This is a genomic window from Sporosarcina sp. USHLN248, from assembly GCF_037144575.1.
GTDB lineage: Bacteria > Bacillota > Bacilli > Bacillales_A > Planococcaceae > Sporosarcina > Sporosarcina contaminans.
The window spans coordinates 57184-74982 of sequence record NZ_JBBCZC010000005.1 but is presented as its reverse complement, the minus strand read 5'-3'; the positions used below and the strand labels follow the sequence as shown (position 1 = coordinate 74982).

At 40.1% G+C, this 17799-nt stretch carries 19 protein-coding genes; 8 read left to right on the top strand and 11 right to left on the bottom strand.

What is annotated here, in order from left to right; genetic code table 11:
- Positions 1-12 precede the first annotated feature (12 nt).
- Positions 13-2829, bottom strand: coding sequence for an ATP-dependent DNA helicase DinG (gene dinG / locus WFH04_RS03400; RefSeq protein WP_336822654.1), 2817 nt, complete (start codon positions 2827-2829; stop codon positions 13-15).
- Between the two features lie 265 nt (positions 2830-3094).
- Between dinG and WFH04_RS03395 the strand changes: the two genes are divergently transcribed.
- On the top strand, positions 3095-3337 hold the full coding sequence (locus WFH04_RS03395; RefSeq protein WP_336822653.1) for a DUF2626 family protein: 243 nt from the start codon (positions 3095-3097) through the stop codon (positions 3335-3337).
- A gap of 45 nt (positions 3338-3382) precedes the next feature.
- Here the strand turns inward: WFH04_RS03395 and WFH04_RS03390 are convergent, their stop codons facing one another.
- The gene (locus WFH04_RS03390; protein ID WP_336822652.1) at positions 3383-4015 is read right to left on the bottom strand and encodes an MBL fold metallo-hydrolase; all 633 of its coding nucleotides are present in this window, start codon (positions 4013-4015) and stop codon (positions 3383-3385) included.
- A 159-nt stretch (positions 4016-4174) separates the two neighbouring features.
- Between WFH04_RS03390 and WFH04_RS03385 the strand changes: the two genes are divergently transcribed.
- Positions 4175-4357 (top strand): DUF2759 domain-containing protein, encoded by a 183-nt coding sequence (locus tag WFH04_RS03385; RefSeq protein ID WP_336822651.1) that lies wholly within the window; start codon positions 4175-4177, stop codon positions 4355-4357.
- A gap of 56 nt (positions 4358-4413) precedes the next feature.
- Here the strand turns inward: WFH04_RS03385 and WFH04_RS03380 are convergent, their stop codons facing one another.
- From WFH04_RS03380 to rpmG, 5 genes are all read right to left on the bottom strand, one after another.
- On the bottom strand, positions 4414-5517 hold the full coding sequence (locus WFH04_RS03380) for a YqgU-like beta propeller domain-containing protein (protein WP_336822650.1): 1104 nt from the start codon (positions 5515-5517) through the stop codon (positions 4414-4416).
- A gap of 80 nt (positions 5518-5597) precedes the next feature.
- Positions 5598-7475: an LTA synthase family protein gene (locus tag WFH04_RS03375; protein WP_336822649.1), complete on the bottom strand. Its 1878-nt coding sequence runs from the start codon at positions 7473-7475 to the stop codon at positions 5598-5600.
- A 144-nt stretch (positions 7476-7619) separates the two neighbouring features.
- Positions 7620-7811, bottom strand: coding sequence for a YqgQ family protein (locus WFH04_RS03370; RefSeq protein WP_336822648.1), 192 nt, complete (start codon positions 7809-7811; stop codon positions 7620-7622).
- The gene (locus tag WFH04_RS03365; RefSeq protein ID WP_336822647.1) at positions 7808-8386 is read right to left on the bottom strand and encodes a 5-formyltetrahydrofolate cyclo-ligase; all 579 of its coding nucleotides are present in this window, start codon (positions 8384-8386) and stop codon (positions 7808-7810) included. The genes WFH04_RS03370 and WFH04_RS03365 overlap by 4 nt, the downstream gene beginning before the upstream one ends.
- A gap of 60 nt (positions 8387-8446) precedes the next feature.
- Entirely contained in the window at positions 8447-8596 is a 150-nt protein-coding gene (gene rpmG / locus WFH04_RS03360; RefSeq protein WP_060210366.1) for a 50S ribosomal protein L33, read from the bottom strand.
- A gap of 171 nt (positions 8597-8767) precedes the next feature.
- Between rpmG and WFH04_RS03355 the strand changes: the two genes are divergently transcribed.
- Together WFH04_RS03355 and WFH04_RS03350 are read left to right on the top strand one after the other, a co-directional pair.
- Positions 8768-9121, top strand: coding sequence for a DUF433 domain-containing protein (locus WFH04_RS03355; RefSeq protein ID WP_336822646.1), 354 nt, complete (start codon positions 8768-8770; stop codon positions 9119-9121).
- A complete protein-coding gene (locus WFH04_RS03350) occupies positions 9118-9591 on the top strand; it encodes an endolytic transglycosylase MltG (protein ID WP_336822645.1) in 474 nt (157 codons plus the stop codon). The genes WFH04_RS03355 and WFH04_RS03350 overlap by 4 nt, the downstream gene beginning before the upstream one ends.
- A gap of 73 nt (positions 9592-9664) precedes the next feature.
- On the opposite strand, the gene WFH04_RS03345 is transcribed toward WFH04_RS03350, so the two are convergent.
- The 4 genes from WFH04_RS03345 to WFH04_RS03330 all read right to left on the bottom strand — a co-directional run bounded on the left by WFH04_RS03345 (position 9665) and on the right by WFH04_RS03330 (position 14845).
- The gene (locus tag WFH04_RS03345; protein WP_336822644.1) at positions 9665-11848 is read right to left on the bottom strand and encodes a peptidoglycan D,D-transpeptidase FtsI family protein; all 2184 of its coding nucleotides are present in this window, start codon (positions 11846-11848) and stop codon (positions 9665-9667) included.
- A 106-nt stretch (positions 11849-11954) separates the two neighbouring features.
- A complete protein-coding gene (gene sodA, locus WFH04_RS03340) occupies positions 11955-12557 on the bottom strand; it encodes a superoxide dismutase SodA (RefSeq protein ID WP_336822643.1) in 603 nt (200 codons plus the stop codon).
- Between the two features lie 84 nt (positions 12558-12641).
- Entirely contained in the window at positions 12642-13127 is a 486-nt protein-coding gene (locus WFH04_RS03335; protein ID WP_336822642.1) for a DUF456 domain-containing protein, read from the bottom strand.
- A gap of 86 nt (positions 13128-13213) precedes the next feature.
- Entirely contained in the window at positions 13214-14845 is a 1632-nt protein-coding gene (locus WFH04_RS03330; RefSeq protein WP_336822641.1) for a Na/Pi cotransporter family protein, read from the bottom strand.
- Between the two features lie 203 nt (positions 14846-15048).
- Here WFH04_RS03330 and WFH04_RS03325 point away from each other — a divergent pair, with 203 nt between their 5' ends.
- From WFH04_RS03325 to WFH04_RS03310, 4 genes are all read left to right on the top strand, one after another.
- Complete coding sequence (locus WFH04_RS03325) at positions 15049-15552, top strand: DUF1189 family protein (RefSeq protein WP_336822640.1); 504 nt, start codon at positions 15049-15051, stop codon at positions 15550-15552.
- 45 nt (positions 15553-15597) lie between these two features.
- Entirely contained in the window at positions 15598-15924 is a 327-nt protein-coding gene (locus tag WFH04_RS03320) for a hypothetical protein (protein ID WP_336822639.1), read from the top strand.
- 85 nt (positions 15925-16009) lie between these two features.
- Positions 16010-17134, top strand: a complete 1125-nt coding sequence (gene ispG, locus WFH04_RS03315; protein ID WP_336822638.1) for a flavodoxin-dependent (E)-4-hydroxy-3-methylbut-2-enyl-diphosphate synthase — start codon at positions 16010-16012, stop codon at positions 17132-17134.
- A complete protein-coding gene (locus tag WFH04_RS03310; protein ID WP_336822637.1) occupies positions 17131-17715 on the top strand; it encodes a 5' nucleotidase, NT5C type in 585 nt (194 codons plus the stop codon). Before ispG ends, WFH04_RS03310 begins: the two co-directional genes overlap by 4 nt.
- Positions 17716-17799 lie beyond the last annotated feature (84 nt).

Sequence of the window (17799 nt, the reverse complement as noted above, 5' to 3'; positions counted from 1 at the left end):
GAAACGACAAAATTACTGTTCTTTCCCATCCAACTTCCCCCTAAGTTCCTCTCCATTATAACAAGCTTCGAGCTCATTCACCATATGTTGCAAAGATAGTTTCTTCACGGGCACATTCGGGAGTGCATCTATAAAACGTTTACCATAAGATTTAGTTTCAATGCGCCGATCCAAAATGATGAAAAAGCCCCGATCTTCAGAAGATCGAATCAACCTGCCAAAACCTTGGCGCAGACGCAAAATCGCTTCTGGCAGCGCTAAATCCGTAAATGAGTTCTTCCCTAACTTTGTTAATCGATCTGCTTGGGCTTTGAATACAACATCTTCTGGAGATGAAAAAGGCAGACGAACGATAATGACTGCTGATAACGTCTCTCCTGGCACATCTACTCCTTCCCAGAAACTATTTGTTCCAAAAAGGACTGATTTCTCAAATTGCCGGAACGACTTCAATAATTTCAAACGGCTACCAGAGCTCACCCCTTGGGCAATGAGCGCATAATCATCCAAAAGTTCACTTTCCATAATGAGTTCATATGTTTTTCTCAGCATATCTTGCGATGTGAATAAAACGAATAAACGGCCTCCAGTCGCAATGACCGTTTGAACGACCGCATCCGCAACTGCTTCTATATAGTCGTTCTGGCTTACTTGTTGGATGGACGGCATATCTTCCACAATAAAAATAGTGGATTGGCTATAAAAATGTTTTGGCGCATCGAATGTAAGCAATGGCACTTCATCATCAATGCCTAATTGCCTTACGACAAACCGTTCATCTTGTTCGATTTTCATTGTACCTGAAGTCCAGATGACTCCAACGGATTCCTCTCTAATATGCTCCATGAAGTCCTTCAATAAAATAGAAGTATCCACAGGGCTTTTGACAACTGTCAAACTTCCCGGCAAGCTTCTTTTATCCTGCTCGATATAGACCGTAAAGTTTTCATTGTCGTTATCCAAAAAGATTTCTACCCACTCACCCGCTTTAATTGTTAATTCGCGTATCCAGTAATTCCATTCAGCAACAAATGCCTTTTCTTTCTCTGACATTTGATTCAAATGAATTGCCAAATCGTCTGATATCGAGTGGGCATTGGTAATATGCTCTGACAATGCTTCGGACAAGAGTGAAAATGTTCGTCTCTCTTCCTCAACTTCACTCAAGCTGAAAACAATTCTATTTCCTGATTTCCCATTTGCACTACTATGCTTATGAGTTGTCAACACTGTCGCAATGCGGTCAAATTGTTTGGAAAAACGGTCGAACGACGAGGATAAACGATGAGCGATATACCGGCTATTGCCACAAAACCTTTCATGCAACTGAAGGATCTTGTACAGCAATTGTCCTTCAGTATCTGAGCTTATTTGGCCCATTACATATTTCCAAGTCGTATACGAAAACACCGTTTCATTGGCACGCGCTGCAGTATGGATGAACTGATGGGCTTCGTCCAAAATGATACCCGAAAAAGAGCGGAAAACCCTTTTTTCACGATTTAAATCCGATAACAACATCGAATGGTTCGTAATGATAATGTGTGAATGAATGCTTATTTCCTGCATTTTTAGATGATAATCTACAATCCGCTCATCATCCTTTAAATAATTGGACCCTTTTCGAATCCGATCGATAAATAGCTGCCCGCCACCGGATACATTCAATTCATTTACATCACCAGTTTTTGTTTCCGTTAGCCAAACTAAAATTTGCATGATTGTAAACGTCTCATCAAAAGATTCATCTGTTATTTGTAATAGCTCTTCAAATTTACCTAAAGATATATATTGCTCTCTCCCTTTTAAGACCGTTCCATTAACGCGATAACCAATCATTTTACGCACTTTCTCTAACTCGTCGTTCATGATTTTATCGACAAGATGATTTGTAAACGTACTAATGATGACAGGTTTGCCTGTCTGCAATGCATGAAGAGCTGCGGGCAATAAATAACCGATCGTTTTGCCGACTCCTGTAGGAACTTCAGCGACGACTTCTTTGCTTTTGGTCAGGCTTTGGAAAACAGTGTCCATAAAAGATAACTGAGCTTCCCTATGCTCATAAGCTAAAAATGCTTTTTTAAGCAAGGCAATTTTTTCTTCGGTTTCTATTGGATAAGGGACTGCCCTTCCTTCTGCTGTTTCCTCCCAGTTCGGTTGACGATAGGGGATGCCTCGAAACAATGGCAGTCGATTGACTCCAATACTTTTTTTCCTCACTTCCTTCAATGCATCATATATGAGCCCGGATAGGTCAGAACGCAAGGAGAATGATCGCCTATGAAGCAAATTTAAAGTCTCTTCAGGCAATGTGCGAAGTTTTTTAAGGGCAGCAAGCAATAAATGAGCCGTCGCTTCTGCATCGTCATCTGCACGATGAGCAGCGGGCAGTGCGATGCCTAACTCATCAGAAAGGTCTTGTAATCGATAACTGTGAGATGTTGGAAAAAGGATCTTCGATAATTCAACTGTATCGACTTTTTTTCCTATGAACTGCGGCACGCCACATCTTTTAAATTCACTTTGCAAAAAGGACAAATCGAAATCTGTGTTATGTGCAACAAAAACTGCGCCTTGAAGCATTTCTGAAATGGACGTCGCAATCTCTTCAAAACGCGGCGCATTTTTCACTTCTTCATCAGTAATCGCTGTCAGTTGCTGTATGAAGACCGGAATTTCCCGTTCAGGATTTACAAAGCGCGCATATTTTTTTATAATCGTTTCATTTTCAATGAATACTATCGCAATTTGGATGATGCGATCCCCTTTTGCCGGTGAATGGCCGGTCGTTTCCAAATCTACGACAGCATATGTACAATTATCCATTCAATCATCAACTTCCTGTAATGAATACTACAGCAGATTGTATCATATTCGTGCCTACCAATGCCCGTCTATTTGTTTAGCCTTCGAATAACAATTTTATTGATAACATTTCCATTTAAGGCATTCTATTCAGCCGTTCATTAAAATCTGCTTATATCATCCAATTGTCACAATAAGCATCGGATAGGAGTTTACTTTTGCGGCAGCAATCCATTATAATGGGTAGGAGATTGTTCTATTGTTTTGTTTAAGGAGGGACGCACTTATGGATAATATGTTCAAGCTTTGCGGTTTCTGGACAGGTATTTTCGCGGTGATGTTCTTTGTCGGCGACATGCTTCCAGCCACTGTCATTTTTGTAGCAAGCACTATATTCTTCCTGTTGCTCGGATATTTAAATCTTACGGAGCGTATGTATATGTACATGTTCGGAGCTTACCTGATGATTTTCATGGTAGGATTCAGCTACTATGCTACATTCATCCATGTGCCGGGCGCTGGCCATTAAAAACGTACATACAAAAAACAGCCTATTCGGGCTGTTTTTTGTTTTTTAGAAACCATTAAGAAACGGATTATGATCCTTCTCATCTTCAATGAAGGTAAACGGTCCATGGCCTGGATAGATTGCATAATCGTCATCCAATGACAGCAGCTTGCTATGAATCGAGTTAAGCAATGTTTGCGTATCTCCTCCGATTAAATCTGTCCTGCCGATGCTTTCCTTAAATAATGTGTCCCCGACAATTGCCAAACGATCATTGTCAAAAACGAATGATAGGCTGCCCGGTGAATGACCAGGAGTATGTTTCACATCAAAAGTGAATGGTCCGATTGATACGGTTCCTTCTTCAATGAAATGATCGGCTGCTCTGTTCGATACATTCGGTAGATCCGCATATTTGCCCGATCCATTCAAATTCGGATTTGAAAGCCAATCCGCTTCTTCTTTATGCATATAAACAGGAATCGAATAATGGTCCCTTATATAATCGACAGCGCCGATATGATCGAAATGTGCATGTGTCAATAAAATCGCAACAGGCTTCAACCGTTTCTTGTCTATTTCCTTTCTTAGACGCGCACCTTCATCTCCCGGATCGATAATAAGTGCATCTCCATTTTCATTGCTAAGCACATAGCAATTCGTTTGAATCAATCCCAATGGATAGATGTCAATTTTCACGAATCCCACCTCCCACTTTCGATCATAATGAAGTTGTCGATGCTTTTCAAACAATCGTCATTAATTAACCTCGACAAATTTTTGTTTAAACAGTACAATAGAAGAGGAATATTGCTATATCGGCATTCATTTTTTCTCTGTTGAAAGGAGTGTCATCCCATGAACATTTTAATGGTGATTTTTGGCCTTGTTGCAATTCTTTCAGTTTTTGGTACAGTACAAGGATTTAAAGAGCGCAATATTTTGAGCATCGTGTTCAACGTGGCATCTGTCGTCATTTTTGGCGGTTTCACAATTGCGACAATCATCTACGCAGGATACCCGCCAGTACTTGAAAAATGATCCACAATTTCTATTGTATAAAAACATCCCCTGGCTTTGCCACGGGATGTTTTTATTTATTCTTCAATTTGAATCCAATTTCTCCGCTCGCCAGTCTCCATATGAACCATTTCCTCTTTTGTATAGCCTACCATGCACAGTTTTCCATCGCTTGAACAATTCATTGGATTCCATTCCAAATCCTTAGCAATTGGGATCGCGTTCCCGTCACTTACATGCATCAGCTGGAACGGAGATGTCAATTGATCGAGCTGACCACCCTCTTGAGGAGCCAATAAAAAGAATTCCTTTTCATGAATCCATTCGACTTCCGGCACAAGCCACTCCGAATAATTGCTAATTGCCGGCATGTTCATTAAAACCTTCTTTTCTCCTTTAGAGTCTATCAACGAATAAGAGGATATACCATCTTGCGGCGCTTCAACTACGAGCATAGAATCTTTAAAAGTATCAAAGAAGATTGCATTCTTTATACCGATCTTTCTGCTTTTTAGCGTTTTGCTATCTGTTATCGTTATTTCACCACCGTCAAGTGGATGCTCAAAGTCAGCGCTGGCGATCTGACCATCACCAAACCATTTTGGGAAAGGATCGTCTAATAATAATAAATCCAATGATTCACTATGCCCATCGAAGACGAACAGATCAAAGGACCAGTCTTCGTGGAAAGCTGTGAATAAAACTTTCTTCGGATCAATCGCATTCCACTCAATGGAAAGTTCAGTAGACGAAATTTCAATTTCATGCTCCAATGTACCATCTAACTTGATGATTTTCACTAAGGCTGAATCATTATTTTCACTCGTATGTATAAGTAAATGCTCACTATCCGGATGAACAAAAACATCCGTGATGAAGGCTTCATCCTCATATATGACTTCGCTTTCACCAGTAGTAATGTGAAAAGATTTTAATTGATAAAAATTCCCCTCTTTTTCTACATATAGAATACGGTCATTCGCAAGAAATGTAGCAACAAAATGGAAAGTTGATGGATTTACATGTAATATTGGATCATTTTGTGGAGTCTCTTCCTTATGCTCTACCGGTTCATTATCATCTATAGGTATGATAGGAGGCTTCTCAATAGCAGGCTCCTTCTTTGTGCACCCAACAAGAAATAAGGATATTATCAATGCCAAAATCAAACTTTTATTCACAGCTTCCCTCCTTCCAATCCATAAAAATAGCCTGCACGGAAAAACCCGTGCAGACTTTGGTCAACTATGATAAATGCTATCTATTGATCATCTTTATCGTCTTCATCTTGAAAACGGAGCAGATCGCCGTTTATGATCAAATCTGAATAGCCAAGTTCGGTTGCTGTACGTTCAATGAACGGTTCACAAGCCTCTCCGTCAGTCGGTTCTCCCGTATTGATATCATAGCACACTTCATGAGCATAGATGTTATCTGTAGTGATGAATCGTCCATCTCGGAAAATGACGAACGGTTCGTGGTCTGGCGAGAATAAGTCTGCACCGAATTGCATGTCATCTTTCGTATCAATCCCAAGCAGATGTAGAACTGTCGGACGAATATCCATTTGTCCGGCTAATTCATCAGATACTTCTCCCTTGCCATATCCAGGTATATGGATAAAGAATGGAACTTTTTGCAATTCAGCATTGTCAAATGGTGTAATTTGTTTATCCATATACATGCCCATCGCTTTGTTATGGTTTTCGGAAATTCCGTAATGGTCACCATACATAACGATGATTGAATTGTCATAAAGTCCATTCTTCTTCAATTCATCAAAAAAGACTTTAATCGATTCATCCATGTAACGAGTCGTTTGGAAATACTTATTTAGCGTGTTCGAATTCGAATCGTATGGAGGAATGATCATATCTTCCTCATCAAGATCGAATGGATGATGGTTCGTCAAAGTGATCATTCTTGTTGCGAATGGCTGAGGGAAGTCTTTCATCAATTGAACGGATTGTTCAAAGAACGGGATATCTTTCATACCCCAGTTAACCGCTTCACCTTCGCCGATTTCGTAGCTTTCCACATCGTAAAACTTATCAATACCAAATGCCTGGTACATAATGTCTCGATTCCAGAAGCTGCGGTTATTGGCGTGCATTACACTTGTAAAATAGCCGTTATCACCAAGGCGTTCAGACAAAGAGTGGAATGTATTTCCGCTATTTGTAAAGAATACAGCACCGCCATTTCGTCCGTAAATTGAATTTTCAACAATAAATTCAGCATCTGAGGTTTTACCTAAGCCAGTTTGGTGATAGAAGTTGCTGAAATAGAAAGTATCAGGATCACGAGTCAGCTCATTTAAAAACGGAGTGATTTCATGGCCCTTCATTTCATTATTAATGACAAAGCTTTGCAAAGATTCTAAAGAAATAATAATCAAGTTACGATCTTTCGCTATACCGAACATTTCTGGATCCGGCTCAGCATAGTTTGCTGAAATATAGTTTTTCACTTCTGTCAGCTCACTACCGTCCGCCAATGCTCGTTGTGCATGTGTTTTCGATTGAATGAACAAATCATAAATATGGTAGTTGTACGTACCTAAGTTTTTCACTAACAATTCACGGTCAAAGCTCCGGGTAAGCAATTGTGGACGCTGTGATTCTGCTAAGCCTAAGTTGACCATCAAAATCATAGCAGTCACGACAAAATACAATTTCCGGCCAATTTTTCCATGATGAATGCTTTGTTCCCTTTGGGGAATAAATTTGATTGCCAATCCGATAATAACTACGTCAGTAAAGAAGAAAATATCCATCGCATGCAGGCTCGCAAATACAGATGAAGACAAATCTCCGAAATTGTTCGTTTGGAATAACAATGGCAAAGTTATAAAATCACTGAAAAATCGATAAAAGACCGCGTTGCTAAACATAATGATGGATGTGATTAAACTTACCGAGAAAATATAGATATTCCGTCGTTTTGTCGTTTTAATGAATAATGCGATTCCATAAATGAATAATAGAAAACTTAAAGGATTAATGAACAAGATGAATTCTTGCATTACATTATCTATTTTCATATTAAAAGAAGCTTTATAGCCTATATAAGTTGTAAGCCAAGTTGCAATGATGGCTATGACTAGTACTGAATGTTTGGGCCAAATTACTTTTTTCAATGCTAATCTTCCTTTCTTGATGAAGGTAATTGTAAATTCACCCTATCATTTGTACATGCACTATATAGTATAGACGGGTTTATGTGCAAAAGGTTTCATTTGAAGAACAATTAAGTACTAAAGTAATAGTCGATAGGTGAATCCTCATTGAACTTCACTTAACTCTTTCTTTAAAATAACCATACCTGTCAAATAATCCTCTTTCATGATCAATCCATTGTCATATAGGTCTTTCAACTCTGCAATCATTAACTCAATGTCTGTTCGTCGATCACCTGTATAGATAAAGGTTCCAAACCTTTTTAATAGCTGGAGAACACTGAAGAAGTCTTTCATTTCACATCACTCCTGCAGATGATTATGTCTTCATCTGTCAAAATCGCCCCTATCGGTAGATCATGCTGCTCAACGGGGAGTTCATGGCCAGTTTGCTCTTTGAAAGCGATTGCGACTGTATCGCCAGTGAAGTGGGCTAAATAGCGATCGTAATAGCCTCCGCCAAATCCAACCCGAAAGCCTTCATCCGAAAAAAGGACTCCTGGAACAATTTGCAAATCAATATCATCTTTGATGGCCTGTTTAGTACGTGAAACGGTTGGTTCCAATAAATCCATATAGTCCGATGTCACATCGGCCCATGATGTGATGAAGCGAAAATCCATTTCCCGTGTGGCAGGAATGCATTTTGGAGCGGCAATGCGTTTACCGTCCTTCCACGCCTGCTCGATGAATTGCCGTGTATCCACTTCAGGAAATCGCGAAATCGTAACACCTATAGTATGCGACTGCTTATAAAACTCCGATGACAGCAGCCGTTGAATAACTTGTTTCGATTTTTTTTCGTATTGCTCAGAAGAAAAATTTTTCATGGTGGATAGCATTTGCTTCCTAACCTCTACTTTACTCTTCATTTCTATTCCCCCATCCTGAAATAAAAAACCAAAACCCGTGAAGAGTTTTGGCATGAGCAATTATTTCGTTTCACGGTGTAAAGTTTGTTTCTTTTCACGTGAGCAATATTTTTTCATTTCAAGACGTTCCGGATTGTTACGCTTGTTTTTCTTTGTAATATAATTACGCTCTCCACATTCCGTGCAAGCAAGTGTAATATTTACGCGCATTGTTGTCCCTCCCACTCATTTCGGTCTTCAATTTACTATGAGCATGATTTATACGACTTTTCAATTGTACCATATCACGCGTGTATGTAAAGAAGAAAGTTTCAAATTCCTTTCATTGAACCATTATGATAATATGGGAACAAAGTAATCTATTTCCGGAGGCGTCGCAAATTGGATTTAGCACTCATTTTACTGATCATTGGAATAATCTTAGTCATTTTGTCATTTTTCTTTGACAGGTCCCCAAAAAATGAAGAGGATATTGAAAACATATCCATCAGTCTACACCAGGAAATGCATCAGTTGAAAAAACGATTGAAAACGGTTGAGGAAGAATTGCTCATTGGTGTTCCTACAGTTGGCCATACAAAAAAAACGAAGGCAAAGCCGATCCATGAAATCATCGTCAATCAAATTTTATCGCTGCATGCCCAAGGGTATTCTATTAGCGAAATCGCTAAGCGCTCATCATTACCGGAGACGGATGTAGTTGATGTGTTGAAATCGAGGGGTGTATTCGTATGATACGTGATCTATTTCGAGCGGTCGGAATCGGATGTATTATATCAGGAGGCATTTTGTATGTTGCAGATACCTCACCTTCTTCAAATCCTACAGAGTCTTCCGATTCATATAAAGAACAATTGCAAGCCGCGGAAGCTGAATTGGCAAAGGTGAAAAAGGAATTGGCGACTGCTCAAATTTCTTCAGCAGCCGACAGTGTCGATACAAAGAATTCCAAAACTGAAACGCAAAATAATGATGTTGTTTCTTCCGATCCGATTATGAAAACGATTTTAACGATTGAAAGAGGCTCAAATTCTTCTGATGTCGCATCAAAATTGGAACGTGCAGGGCTAATAGAGAACGCCCGAGAATTCGAGCAATATTTAAGAGAACAACATCTTTCGGGACGGATACAAATTGGCGAATATGAGATCGACTCTACGATGGATATGAAAAAAATCGCATCCCTTATAACAGGGGCTCAATAAATTGGTTCTTCCAAAAATAGGAAAAGGCTATCGGGCAATAACAATCTACTGCCCAATAGCCTTTTTTGCTAATTTATTTGCTGTTTGAATCATCTTGGTCTTTTTCTTTAATAATTGGCGGTTCAGTGGAATGAATGATTCCTTCTTTTTCACGCTTCTTTTTCAACTCAAAATACGTATCCAGCGCACTTTTCGCCAAATCCGTTGCAGCTGGTGGAGGAGATACATTCGGGTTCGTCGTAATGTACGGAACTACAACAGCATATGCAACCTCGGGATTATCCGCGGGAGCATAGCCTACATGCGTCAAATTGATTGTTCTTGTTCCGTATTTACTGCGGTCGTCACCATAATAGGAAGATTGGGCTGTACCTGTCTTCCCTGCCGCTGTATACGATTTACCTTGTAAAAATGTTGACGCTGTTCCACCGGGCTGATAAACAGCAATCATTCCTTTTTTCACTTGCTCTATTTCTTTTTCGTTGTTTTGGATACGATTTAATATTGTTGTTTCAGATTCTTGAATAAGAGGACCTAATGTAACACCGTCCTCGGATGGCTCCCGAATTTCCTTTAAAACTTTCGGTGCAATGCGATATCCTCCATTTGCGACAGTCGATACATATTGCGCAAGCTGTAATGGCGTATATGTATCAAATTGTCCAATTGCAAAGTCAAGCAGCTTACCCGATATCGTATCCGTACCAGTAACGCCTGCATATTCACCAGGTAAATCAATTCCAGTTTTAACTCCTAATCCGAACGAAGCGTACGCTTGTCGTAAACGATCAAATGCCCCGATATCGATTGGCAACGGAGCATGCGGACGGTAAACTGCATTACCCATAGCCATCGCAATTCTGAACATATAAACGTTTGACGACTTCGCCAAAGCGGTCACATCATTCACCGCAACACGGCCATTTCGGTTGAACAGCGACCGTTTAGGATTTGATCCGGCAATATAAATCGGTTCATCGATTTTCACATCGCCAATATTTAATACACCTTCATTATAACCGATTAATACTGTTGCCAATTTTACCGTGGATCCGACCTCATAAGCGGAAGTGAATGTACCGAAGGCATAATCTCTCACTTCCCATTTGCCTGTATCTTTATCTTTCTCCAGTCTTTTGCCGACGAGCGAAAGTACTTCCCCATTATTTGGATCCATCATAACGACGAATGCGCGGTCAAGCAAACTTGCACTTGGGCTTCTCTTCAATTCCAATAATTTGTTTGCAACAATTTCTTCAAGTGATTCTGTCAGTTCACTGTCGACTGACAAGACAAGATCTTTGCCAGGTTCCCCTTCCCGAACGGTTTTCGTTTCCACGACACGACCTGTACGATCTTTCACATTTTTCACAATGGTTTTTTGGCCTTTTAGCAATTCTTCATAATACTGCTCAAAATAACTTCTTCCTACCCGATCGTTCCTCGAATAATCTCTTGATAAATAATAGTCCAAGTGCGACCTTGGTATTCCTTCAATTGGCGACGTCGTCGTACCTAAAATAGTGCTGTCGGAATATTTCACTCGTTCCCAGTCGGTTGTCGTATTGACGCCTTCAAGATCTCCTAAACGCTCTGACACCCTCGCAAACTCCTCTTCCGTCACATCCCCGCTTTTAATAATTTGCGGTGAATAGGCATAGCCCGACATCATTTCACGATAAATCGCTAGCACTTCTAATTCATGATCTGTAAATGAGTTCAACTCTTCATCAGTAATCCGTTCACGCGTCAGTTGGTTCACTTTCCGTTGGACATCTTTATTCGAAAGTGTGCTATCACTTTCCTTTATTGCTAACTCTTCCTTCGCAGAAACTTTCTCTTTCGCTTTTTCAGGATTTAATAAAATCCAAAAATCCCTCTTGTCACCGATTGTCACTCTTTTTGTATCCTGTTCAATCAATGTGGACAATGTCTCAGCAATTTCCAACATTTCTTGAGCTGTTGTAGATGATGTTTTCGTATAAGTAATTGCATTTTTCGGTTCGTTATCTACTAAAACCTTGCCAAAACGGTCATAGATTCTGCCTCTTGGCACACTTGTATTGACCGCAATTTCCTCTTTCTGCTCCAATAACCGTTTATAGTCTTCTCCTTTAACGATTTGTAAGTATCCAAGCCTGAAAATGAGCAAAGAAAACAGAATGAAAATCGCGAAAAAAAGCAAGTTCATCCTAAATGCTATATGTTGACGTTGTCGTATTTTCGCTTGATCCACTTTGCGCATCGGCTTCTTCATCTTTATTTCTCCTTCTTATGTAGTCCAATCTGCATTATATCATCACAGAAATAAAAAGCATACATCTTGACGTACAAGATGTATGCTTAGTTGCATTAATAGGAGATTACTTGCCGTAACGTTTTGCAACTTCATCCCAATTTACTACATTCCAGAATGCTGCAATGTAATCAGGACGACGGTTTTGGTAATTCAAATAGTAAGCGTGCTCCCAAACGTCAAGTCCGAGAAGCGGTGTTTTACCTTCCATAATAGGAGAGTCTTGGTTTGGTGTAGACATAACTTCCAATTCTCCATTATTGGATACAAGCCATGCCCAGCCAGAACCAAAGCGTGTAGCTGCTGCTTTAGCGAATTCCTCTTTAAATGCATCAAAGCTACCAAACTTTTTATCAATCGCTTCAGCAAGTGCGCCGGATGGAGCTCCGCCGCCATTTGGCGAAATGATTTGCCAGAAGAATGAATGGTTTGCATGGCCGCCACCATTGTTACGCACTGCTGTGCGAATGTTTTCTGGAACAGCATCAAGATCTGCAATCAGTTCTTCAACTGATTTAGCTGCTAAATCAGCATGCCCTTCCAATGCATTGTTCACGTTCGTCACGTAAGTATTGTGATGTTTCGTGTGGTGAATGTTCATCGTTTCTTTGTCGATGTGAGGCTCGAGCGCATCGTATGCGTATGGTAGTTCTGGTAATTTGTAAGCCATTTGTCATTCCTCCTCAATTGATTCATAATTTATCCTACACTATAAAGATTATCAAAAGAATGTCATGCATTCAATTGAAACGAACTAAAGAAGAACAAATAGTATAAAAATAAAAATCATGATTAACATAATGGCTCCCTTTGCAAAAACGGAAGTGAAAAAGCCGACTAAAGAGCCGATTCCTGATTTTAAAGATTGTTTGAAGCTACTGCGGGTTACGACTACCTCACCTAAAACTGCCCCGATAAAAGGACCCAATAATATACCAGCAACAGGGATAATAAACGGTCCTAACAATAAACCGATCGTGCTCCCCCACATACCGGCTTTCGAGCCCCCAAACTTTTTAACACCTACAAGATTCGCCAACGAATCTGCCACAAAGAGCAAAATGACAAATAAAATTTGTATGACCCAGAAAAGCCAACTTAATTCATCAAATGAGACGATCCATCCGTAAAGAAGAAAGCCTGCAACAATGAACAAAACAGAGGGGATGATGGGATATACCAACCCGATGAATGCTATGATGAACATTATGATCGCAACAATCCAACCTATCCATTCCATGCATCCCATCTCTCTTTCCTTATAATTTAATATCAGCCACCGCTCATTGAAGCGGCGGCTTGTGTAAAGAAGGATTACTCCAAGATTTAAACTCGCTTCCCTAAAATCGCTTCTGCAATATTTACGGAATGGTCGCCAATCCGTTCCAAGTTCGAGACGATATCAACGAATACCATTCCTGCTTGCGCAGAACATTGACCGCCATTTAGTCGGACAATATGATTTTTACGGAATTTGCGTTCCATTTTATCGATCAAATCTTCTTGTTCAGCTACCGTTCGTGCTAATGCAGTATCATTCATATTCAATGATTGAATCGCTTTTTGCAACGTTTCAATCGTCAAAGTAAACATCTCAGACAAATCTTCCATCGCATCTTCCGTCAATTTAACGCGGTTCACTTCCCGAAAATCGATCAGTTCGATAATGTTTTCAAAATGGTCACCAATTCGTTCGATATCCCGGACAGTATCCATAAGCATTACATGCCTTGCAGACTCTATAGGAGAAATGTTAACCGCTGAAATTTCAACTAAGTAATCGGTAATTTTGCGGTCCAAATTATTAATGGCGTCTTCGATTTGATAAGCCGTTTCAGCGTGCCTTTTATTGCTTGTCTTTAAATACTCATAGGTTTCTTGCATGCCTTGCACTGCAAAGTCACCCATCCGGATGATTTCCTCTTTCGCTTGTCCAATTGCAACCGCTGGCGATTGATTAATGAAATTTGGGTCAAGATGTTTCGGTTTATATTCAATTGTGACATCTTTTCCTGGAATGAGCTTCGTCACTAAAAATGCCCATACACCGATTAACGGGAATTGTATAATGGTGTTGACGACGTTGAACGTTCCATGAGCGAATGCAATCTGCATCTTCTGTTCAAGATTTAAGAGATTGGAAATCCATTCAACATACATTGTAAACGGATAAAGCAGCAGCATGAAAATGATTGCACCGATAACATTGAAAAGGACATGCGTTGCAGCTGCTCTCCTTGCAGCTACAGATGCACCTAAAGCCGCTAATACCGCTGTTATTGTCGTACCAATATTATCACCGAATAATACAGGAAGTGCAGCTTGCAATGAAATCAAGTTTTCAGCATATAAGCCTTGCAAGATCCCAACTGTCGCACTCGAACTTTGAACAACAAGTGTAAACACCGTACCTGCAACGACGCCTAATACTGGATGATCACTCATTATGACGGTGAAATCCGAAAATGCATCGAGAGAGCTCAACGGCTTCATACCTGAACTCATCAATTCTAATCCTAAAAATAAACCGCCGAACCCAAACATGACTTCACCAATGTTTTGAATTTTATTCTTTTTAATAAAGAAGATCATGAATGCACCTACAGCCATGATCGGCAATGCGTAAGCACCAACGTCAAGACCAATTATGAACGCAGTAATGGTTGTACCAATATTGGCACCCATAATGACACCGATCGCTTGCCGCAATGTCATGAAACCTGCACTGACAAGGCCGACAGTAATGACCGTTGTTCCTGAGCTCGATTGTATTAAAACAGTGACGATGATCCCGACAAGAACGCCCATGAATGGATTTGTCGTAAACCTATCTAATATAGCGCGCAGCCTATCTCCAGCCGCTTTCTGAAGGGCATCTCCCATGTATTTAATGGAGAAGAGAAAGATTCCTAACCCTCCGACAAATTGAAAGAGCATTTCCATCCAGTTGACTTCCATTAACCAGTCGACCTCCATCATCCTTTATGTATGTTTAGCACCCTATTATGTTTGCAATATGAACAGATTGTAAATAGAACTAGCAAAATCTTTACATTCCCTTAACAATACGTTCGATAAAAGTCATAATTCTGTCGGAATTCGGCTTCTACAATCCGCTTGAAGAAAATGATAAACTATTGGTATCTAAAGGAGGATGCCAAGTGAAATTCCATCAATTATTCTTAGCTGCTTTCCATGAACCGAAAAAACTTGCGGCATTCCGTTTATTGCCCATTGGAAAAGTGATGCGCTACATATTCATCTTTATCTTTGTCATGACTTCTCTCTCATTCTTACGCTTCACATTCGGTGATTCAAATTTATTTGAAGCCTCTCCAGAATTGATGGAGTACAGCAAGACAATTGGAGGACTTATCTATCCAATGGCTTTCATATTTCAATTGGTCATTTCCACTTTCTATCTCTTTGTGCGCATTAGCCTCTTCGCTTATTTAGGAACCTTGACCGCAAAACTTATGAAAAGACGTGCAGAATTCCGACACGTTTGGAGGACTGCCGCGATCGCTATTACTGTTCCACTCATTGTTACGTTAGCAATTGATTTCCTGCCTTCTTTCAAAACTGCAGGAATCATCATAACGTCTATCGTTCACCTTCTTTATATTGTTTCAGCTATAAAGTACTATCCAAAATCCGCACGATGAATACTTCCCCTCTTCGGACATATATTATTTGAAGGGGGGATAATCATGCGAACATTACTAGCTGCACTTGCCATTTTCATCATCTTTCATATATTACGCATCGACTTTTCAAATGGGACAATCCCGCTTGCGGCATTTTACGGAGAGGAAGTGCCCTGTGATCGGAACCATACTGAAGTCATAAACGTCACAACTGTTACAGGAGATACAATTGAGTCACTTTTTGCGCTTTATCCGGATCCACATACGACATTTGTCGATCGATTATCACTTTTTTATTCCCTTAATCCTCATTTGCAAAACCAACCGATCGTCGGAGGTTTGTCCGTCAAATTACCGCTAGCAGATCCAACTGAAAAGCTTTGTGATTAGAAGAAAGAAGTACTCTTCCTTGTCTTTTCTTGTAGATGATTGATAAAATAGAAGATAGTTATGAGTTTTTAAGGAGAGAATGACCATGAGCGAAATGATACACAGATCCAAAACACGCCCGGTTCGCGTCGGCAACTTGACTATCGGTGGCAGTGATGAGTTATTCATTCAAAGTATGACAACTACGAAAACACATGATGTAGAGGCGACAGTCGCTGAGATTAAACGACTAGAGGAAGCCGGTTGCCAAATCGTCCGTGTTGCATGTCCAGATGAACGCGCTGCATATTCAATCGGAGAAATTAAAAAGCAAATTAACATTCCACTTGTAGTTGATATTCATTTTGACTATAAATTAGCTTTAATTGCAATTGAACAAGGCGCTGATAAAATTCGGATCAATCCGGGCAATATCGGTCGGCAAGAAAAAGTGGAAGCAGTCGTTAAAGCAGCAAAAGAAAAAGGAATCCCGATTCGGATTGGCGTGAATGCTGGATCCCTTGAAAAACATATTCTTAAAAAATATGGTTACCCAACTGCAGACGGCATGGTTGAAAGTGCACTCCATCACATTAAAATCTTGGAAGATCTTGATTTTCATGACATAATCGTCTCTTTAAAAGCTTCCGATGTAAATTTAGCGGTCGAAGCTTATAAAAAGGCAGCAGCTGCTTTTGACTATCCATTGCATTTAGGCATTACAGAGTCTGGTACAATCTTCGCAGGCTCTATAAAAAGCGCAGCGGGCCTTGGAACGCTTCTATCTGCAGGAATTGGCAACACGATGCGCGTTTCTTTAAGCGCTGATCCTGTCCAAGAAGTAAAAGTAGCACGTGAATTGTTAAAAGTATTCGGCCTTTCATCGAATGCGGCAACACTTATTTCTTGCCCAACATGCGGTCGCATTGAAATTGATTTAATATCGATTGCAAATGAAGTTGAAGAATATATTTCAAATATTAAAGCGCCTATTAAAGTAGCTGTTTTAGGCTGCGCTGTAAATGGTCCTGGAGAAGCACGGGAAGCGGATATCGGCATCGCCGGTGCCCGTGGGGAAGGTTTGCTTTTCATGAAAGGGAAAACAGTTCGGAAAGTGCCTGAAGAAACAATGGTCGATGAGTTGAAAATAGAAATTGACAAATTGGCTGAAGAATACTTCGAGAAAAAGCGGCAAGAAGAATTGCTGTTGCAAAGCGGGTCAGTTGAATGAGGGAAATCCGTTTTGGGATTGATATCGACGGTACGGTCACTTGCCCTACTTCCCTGCTCCCTTTCATCAATGACCGTTTCGGATGCAATCTATGCTTGGACGATATAAAAGAGTATGACCTAACAAAGGCATTTGACGTGGACTCGGAAGCCTTTTATGATTGGTATCGGCAAACCGAAGCGACCATTTATGCCGAATCACCTGCTCAGGAAAATGTTAAACAGATCTTGACAGAATGGCAAAAGCATTATGAGCTTTTCTTCATATCAGCGAGAGGTGCAAACGTACTTGAATGCACACATGAGTGGTTCGCACAACAAAATATCCCATTCGATCATATCGAATTGATTGGTAGCCATTATAAAATTGAAGCTGCAAAACAGTTCAAAGTAGATGCTTTTTTCGAAGACAAACATGATAATGCAGTTGATATTCACGAAGAGCTTACTATCCCAGTCATCCTGTTCGATACGCCTTACAACCGGAAACCGATTCCCGAAGGTGTAATCCGAGTACATAGCTGGCTTGAAGCTGATCACCACATTAAAAAATTATTTCCTACTGGACAGCCTGTAAAATAACATTACACCTACTACTCAAAATAATACCGGATGAGAAAAATGACTCGCTTTTCTCATCCGGTTTTTTGATTTATTTGTAATGAC

What these genes read in the sequence shown, in the direction of transcription:
- WFH04_RS03345 (WP_336822644.1), bottom strand. Translation starts at nt 11,848, where the DNA reads ATGAAGAAGCCGATGCGCAAAGTGGATCAAGCGAAAATACGACAACGT.
- WFH04_RS03385 (WP_336822651.1), top strand. Translation starts at nt 4,175, where the DNA reads ATGAACATTTTAATGGTGATTTTTGGCCTTGTTGCAATTCTTTCAGTT.
- WFH04_RS03350 (WP_336822645.1), top strand. Translation starts at nt 9,118, where the DNA reads ATGATACGTGATCTATTTCGAGCGGTCGGAATCGGATGTATTATATCA.
- ispG (WP_336822638.1), top strand. Translation starts at nt 16,010, where the DNA reads ATGAGCGAAATGATACACAGATCCAAAACACGCCCGGTTCGCGTCGGC.
- sodA (WP_336822643.1), bottom strand. Translation starts at nt 12,557, where the DNA reads ATGGCTTACAAATTACCAGAACTACCATACGCATACGATGCGCTCGAG.
- WFH04_RS03395 (WP_336822653.1), top strand. Translation starts at nt 3,095, where the DNA reads ATGGATAATATGTTCAAGCTTTGCGGTTTCTGGACAGGTATTTTCGCG.
- dinG (WP_336822654.1), bottom strand. Translation starts at nt 2,829, where the DNA reads ATGGATAATTGTACATATGCTGTCGTAGATTTGGAAACGACCGGCCAT.
- WFH04_RS03330 (WP_336822641.1), bottom strand. Translation starts at nt 14,845, where the DNA reads ATGGAAGTCAACTGGATGGAAATGCTCTTTCAATTTGTCGGAGGGTTA.
- WFH04_RS03370 (WP_336822648.1), bottom strand. Translation starts at nt 7,811, where the DNA reads ATGAAAGACTTCTTCAGTGTTCTCCAGCTATTAAAAAGGTTTGGAACC.
- WFH04_RS03310 (WP_336822637.1), top strand. Translation starts at nt 17,131, where the DNA reads ATGAGGGAAATCCGTTTTGGGATTGATATCGACGGTACGGTCACTTGC.
- WFH04_RS03335 (WP_336822642.1), bottom strand. Translation starts at nt 13,127, where the DNA reads ATGGAATGGATAGGTTGGATTGTTGCGATCATAATGTTCATCATAGCA.
- WFH04_RS03365 (WP_336822647.1), bottom strand. Translation starts at nt 8,386, where the DNA reads ATGAAGAGTAAAGTAGAGGTTAGGAAGCAAATGCTATCCACCATGAAA.
- rpmG (WP_060210366.1), bottom strand. Translation starts at nt 8,596, where the DNA reads ATGCGCGTAAATATTACACTTGCTTGCACGGAATGTGGAGAGCGTAAT.
- WFH04_RS03320 (WP_336822639.1), top strand. Translation starts at nt 15,598, where the DNA reads ATGCGAACATTACTAGCTGCACTTGCCATTTTCATCATCTTTCATATA.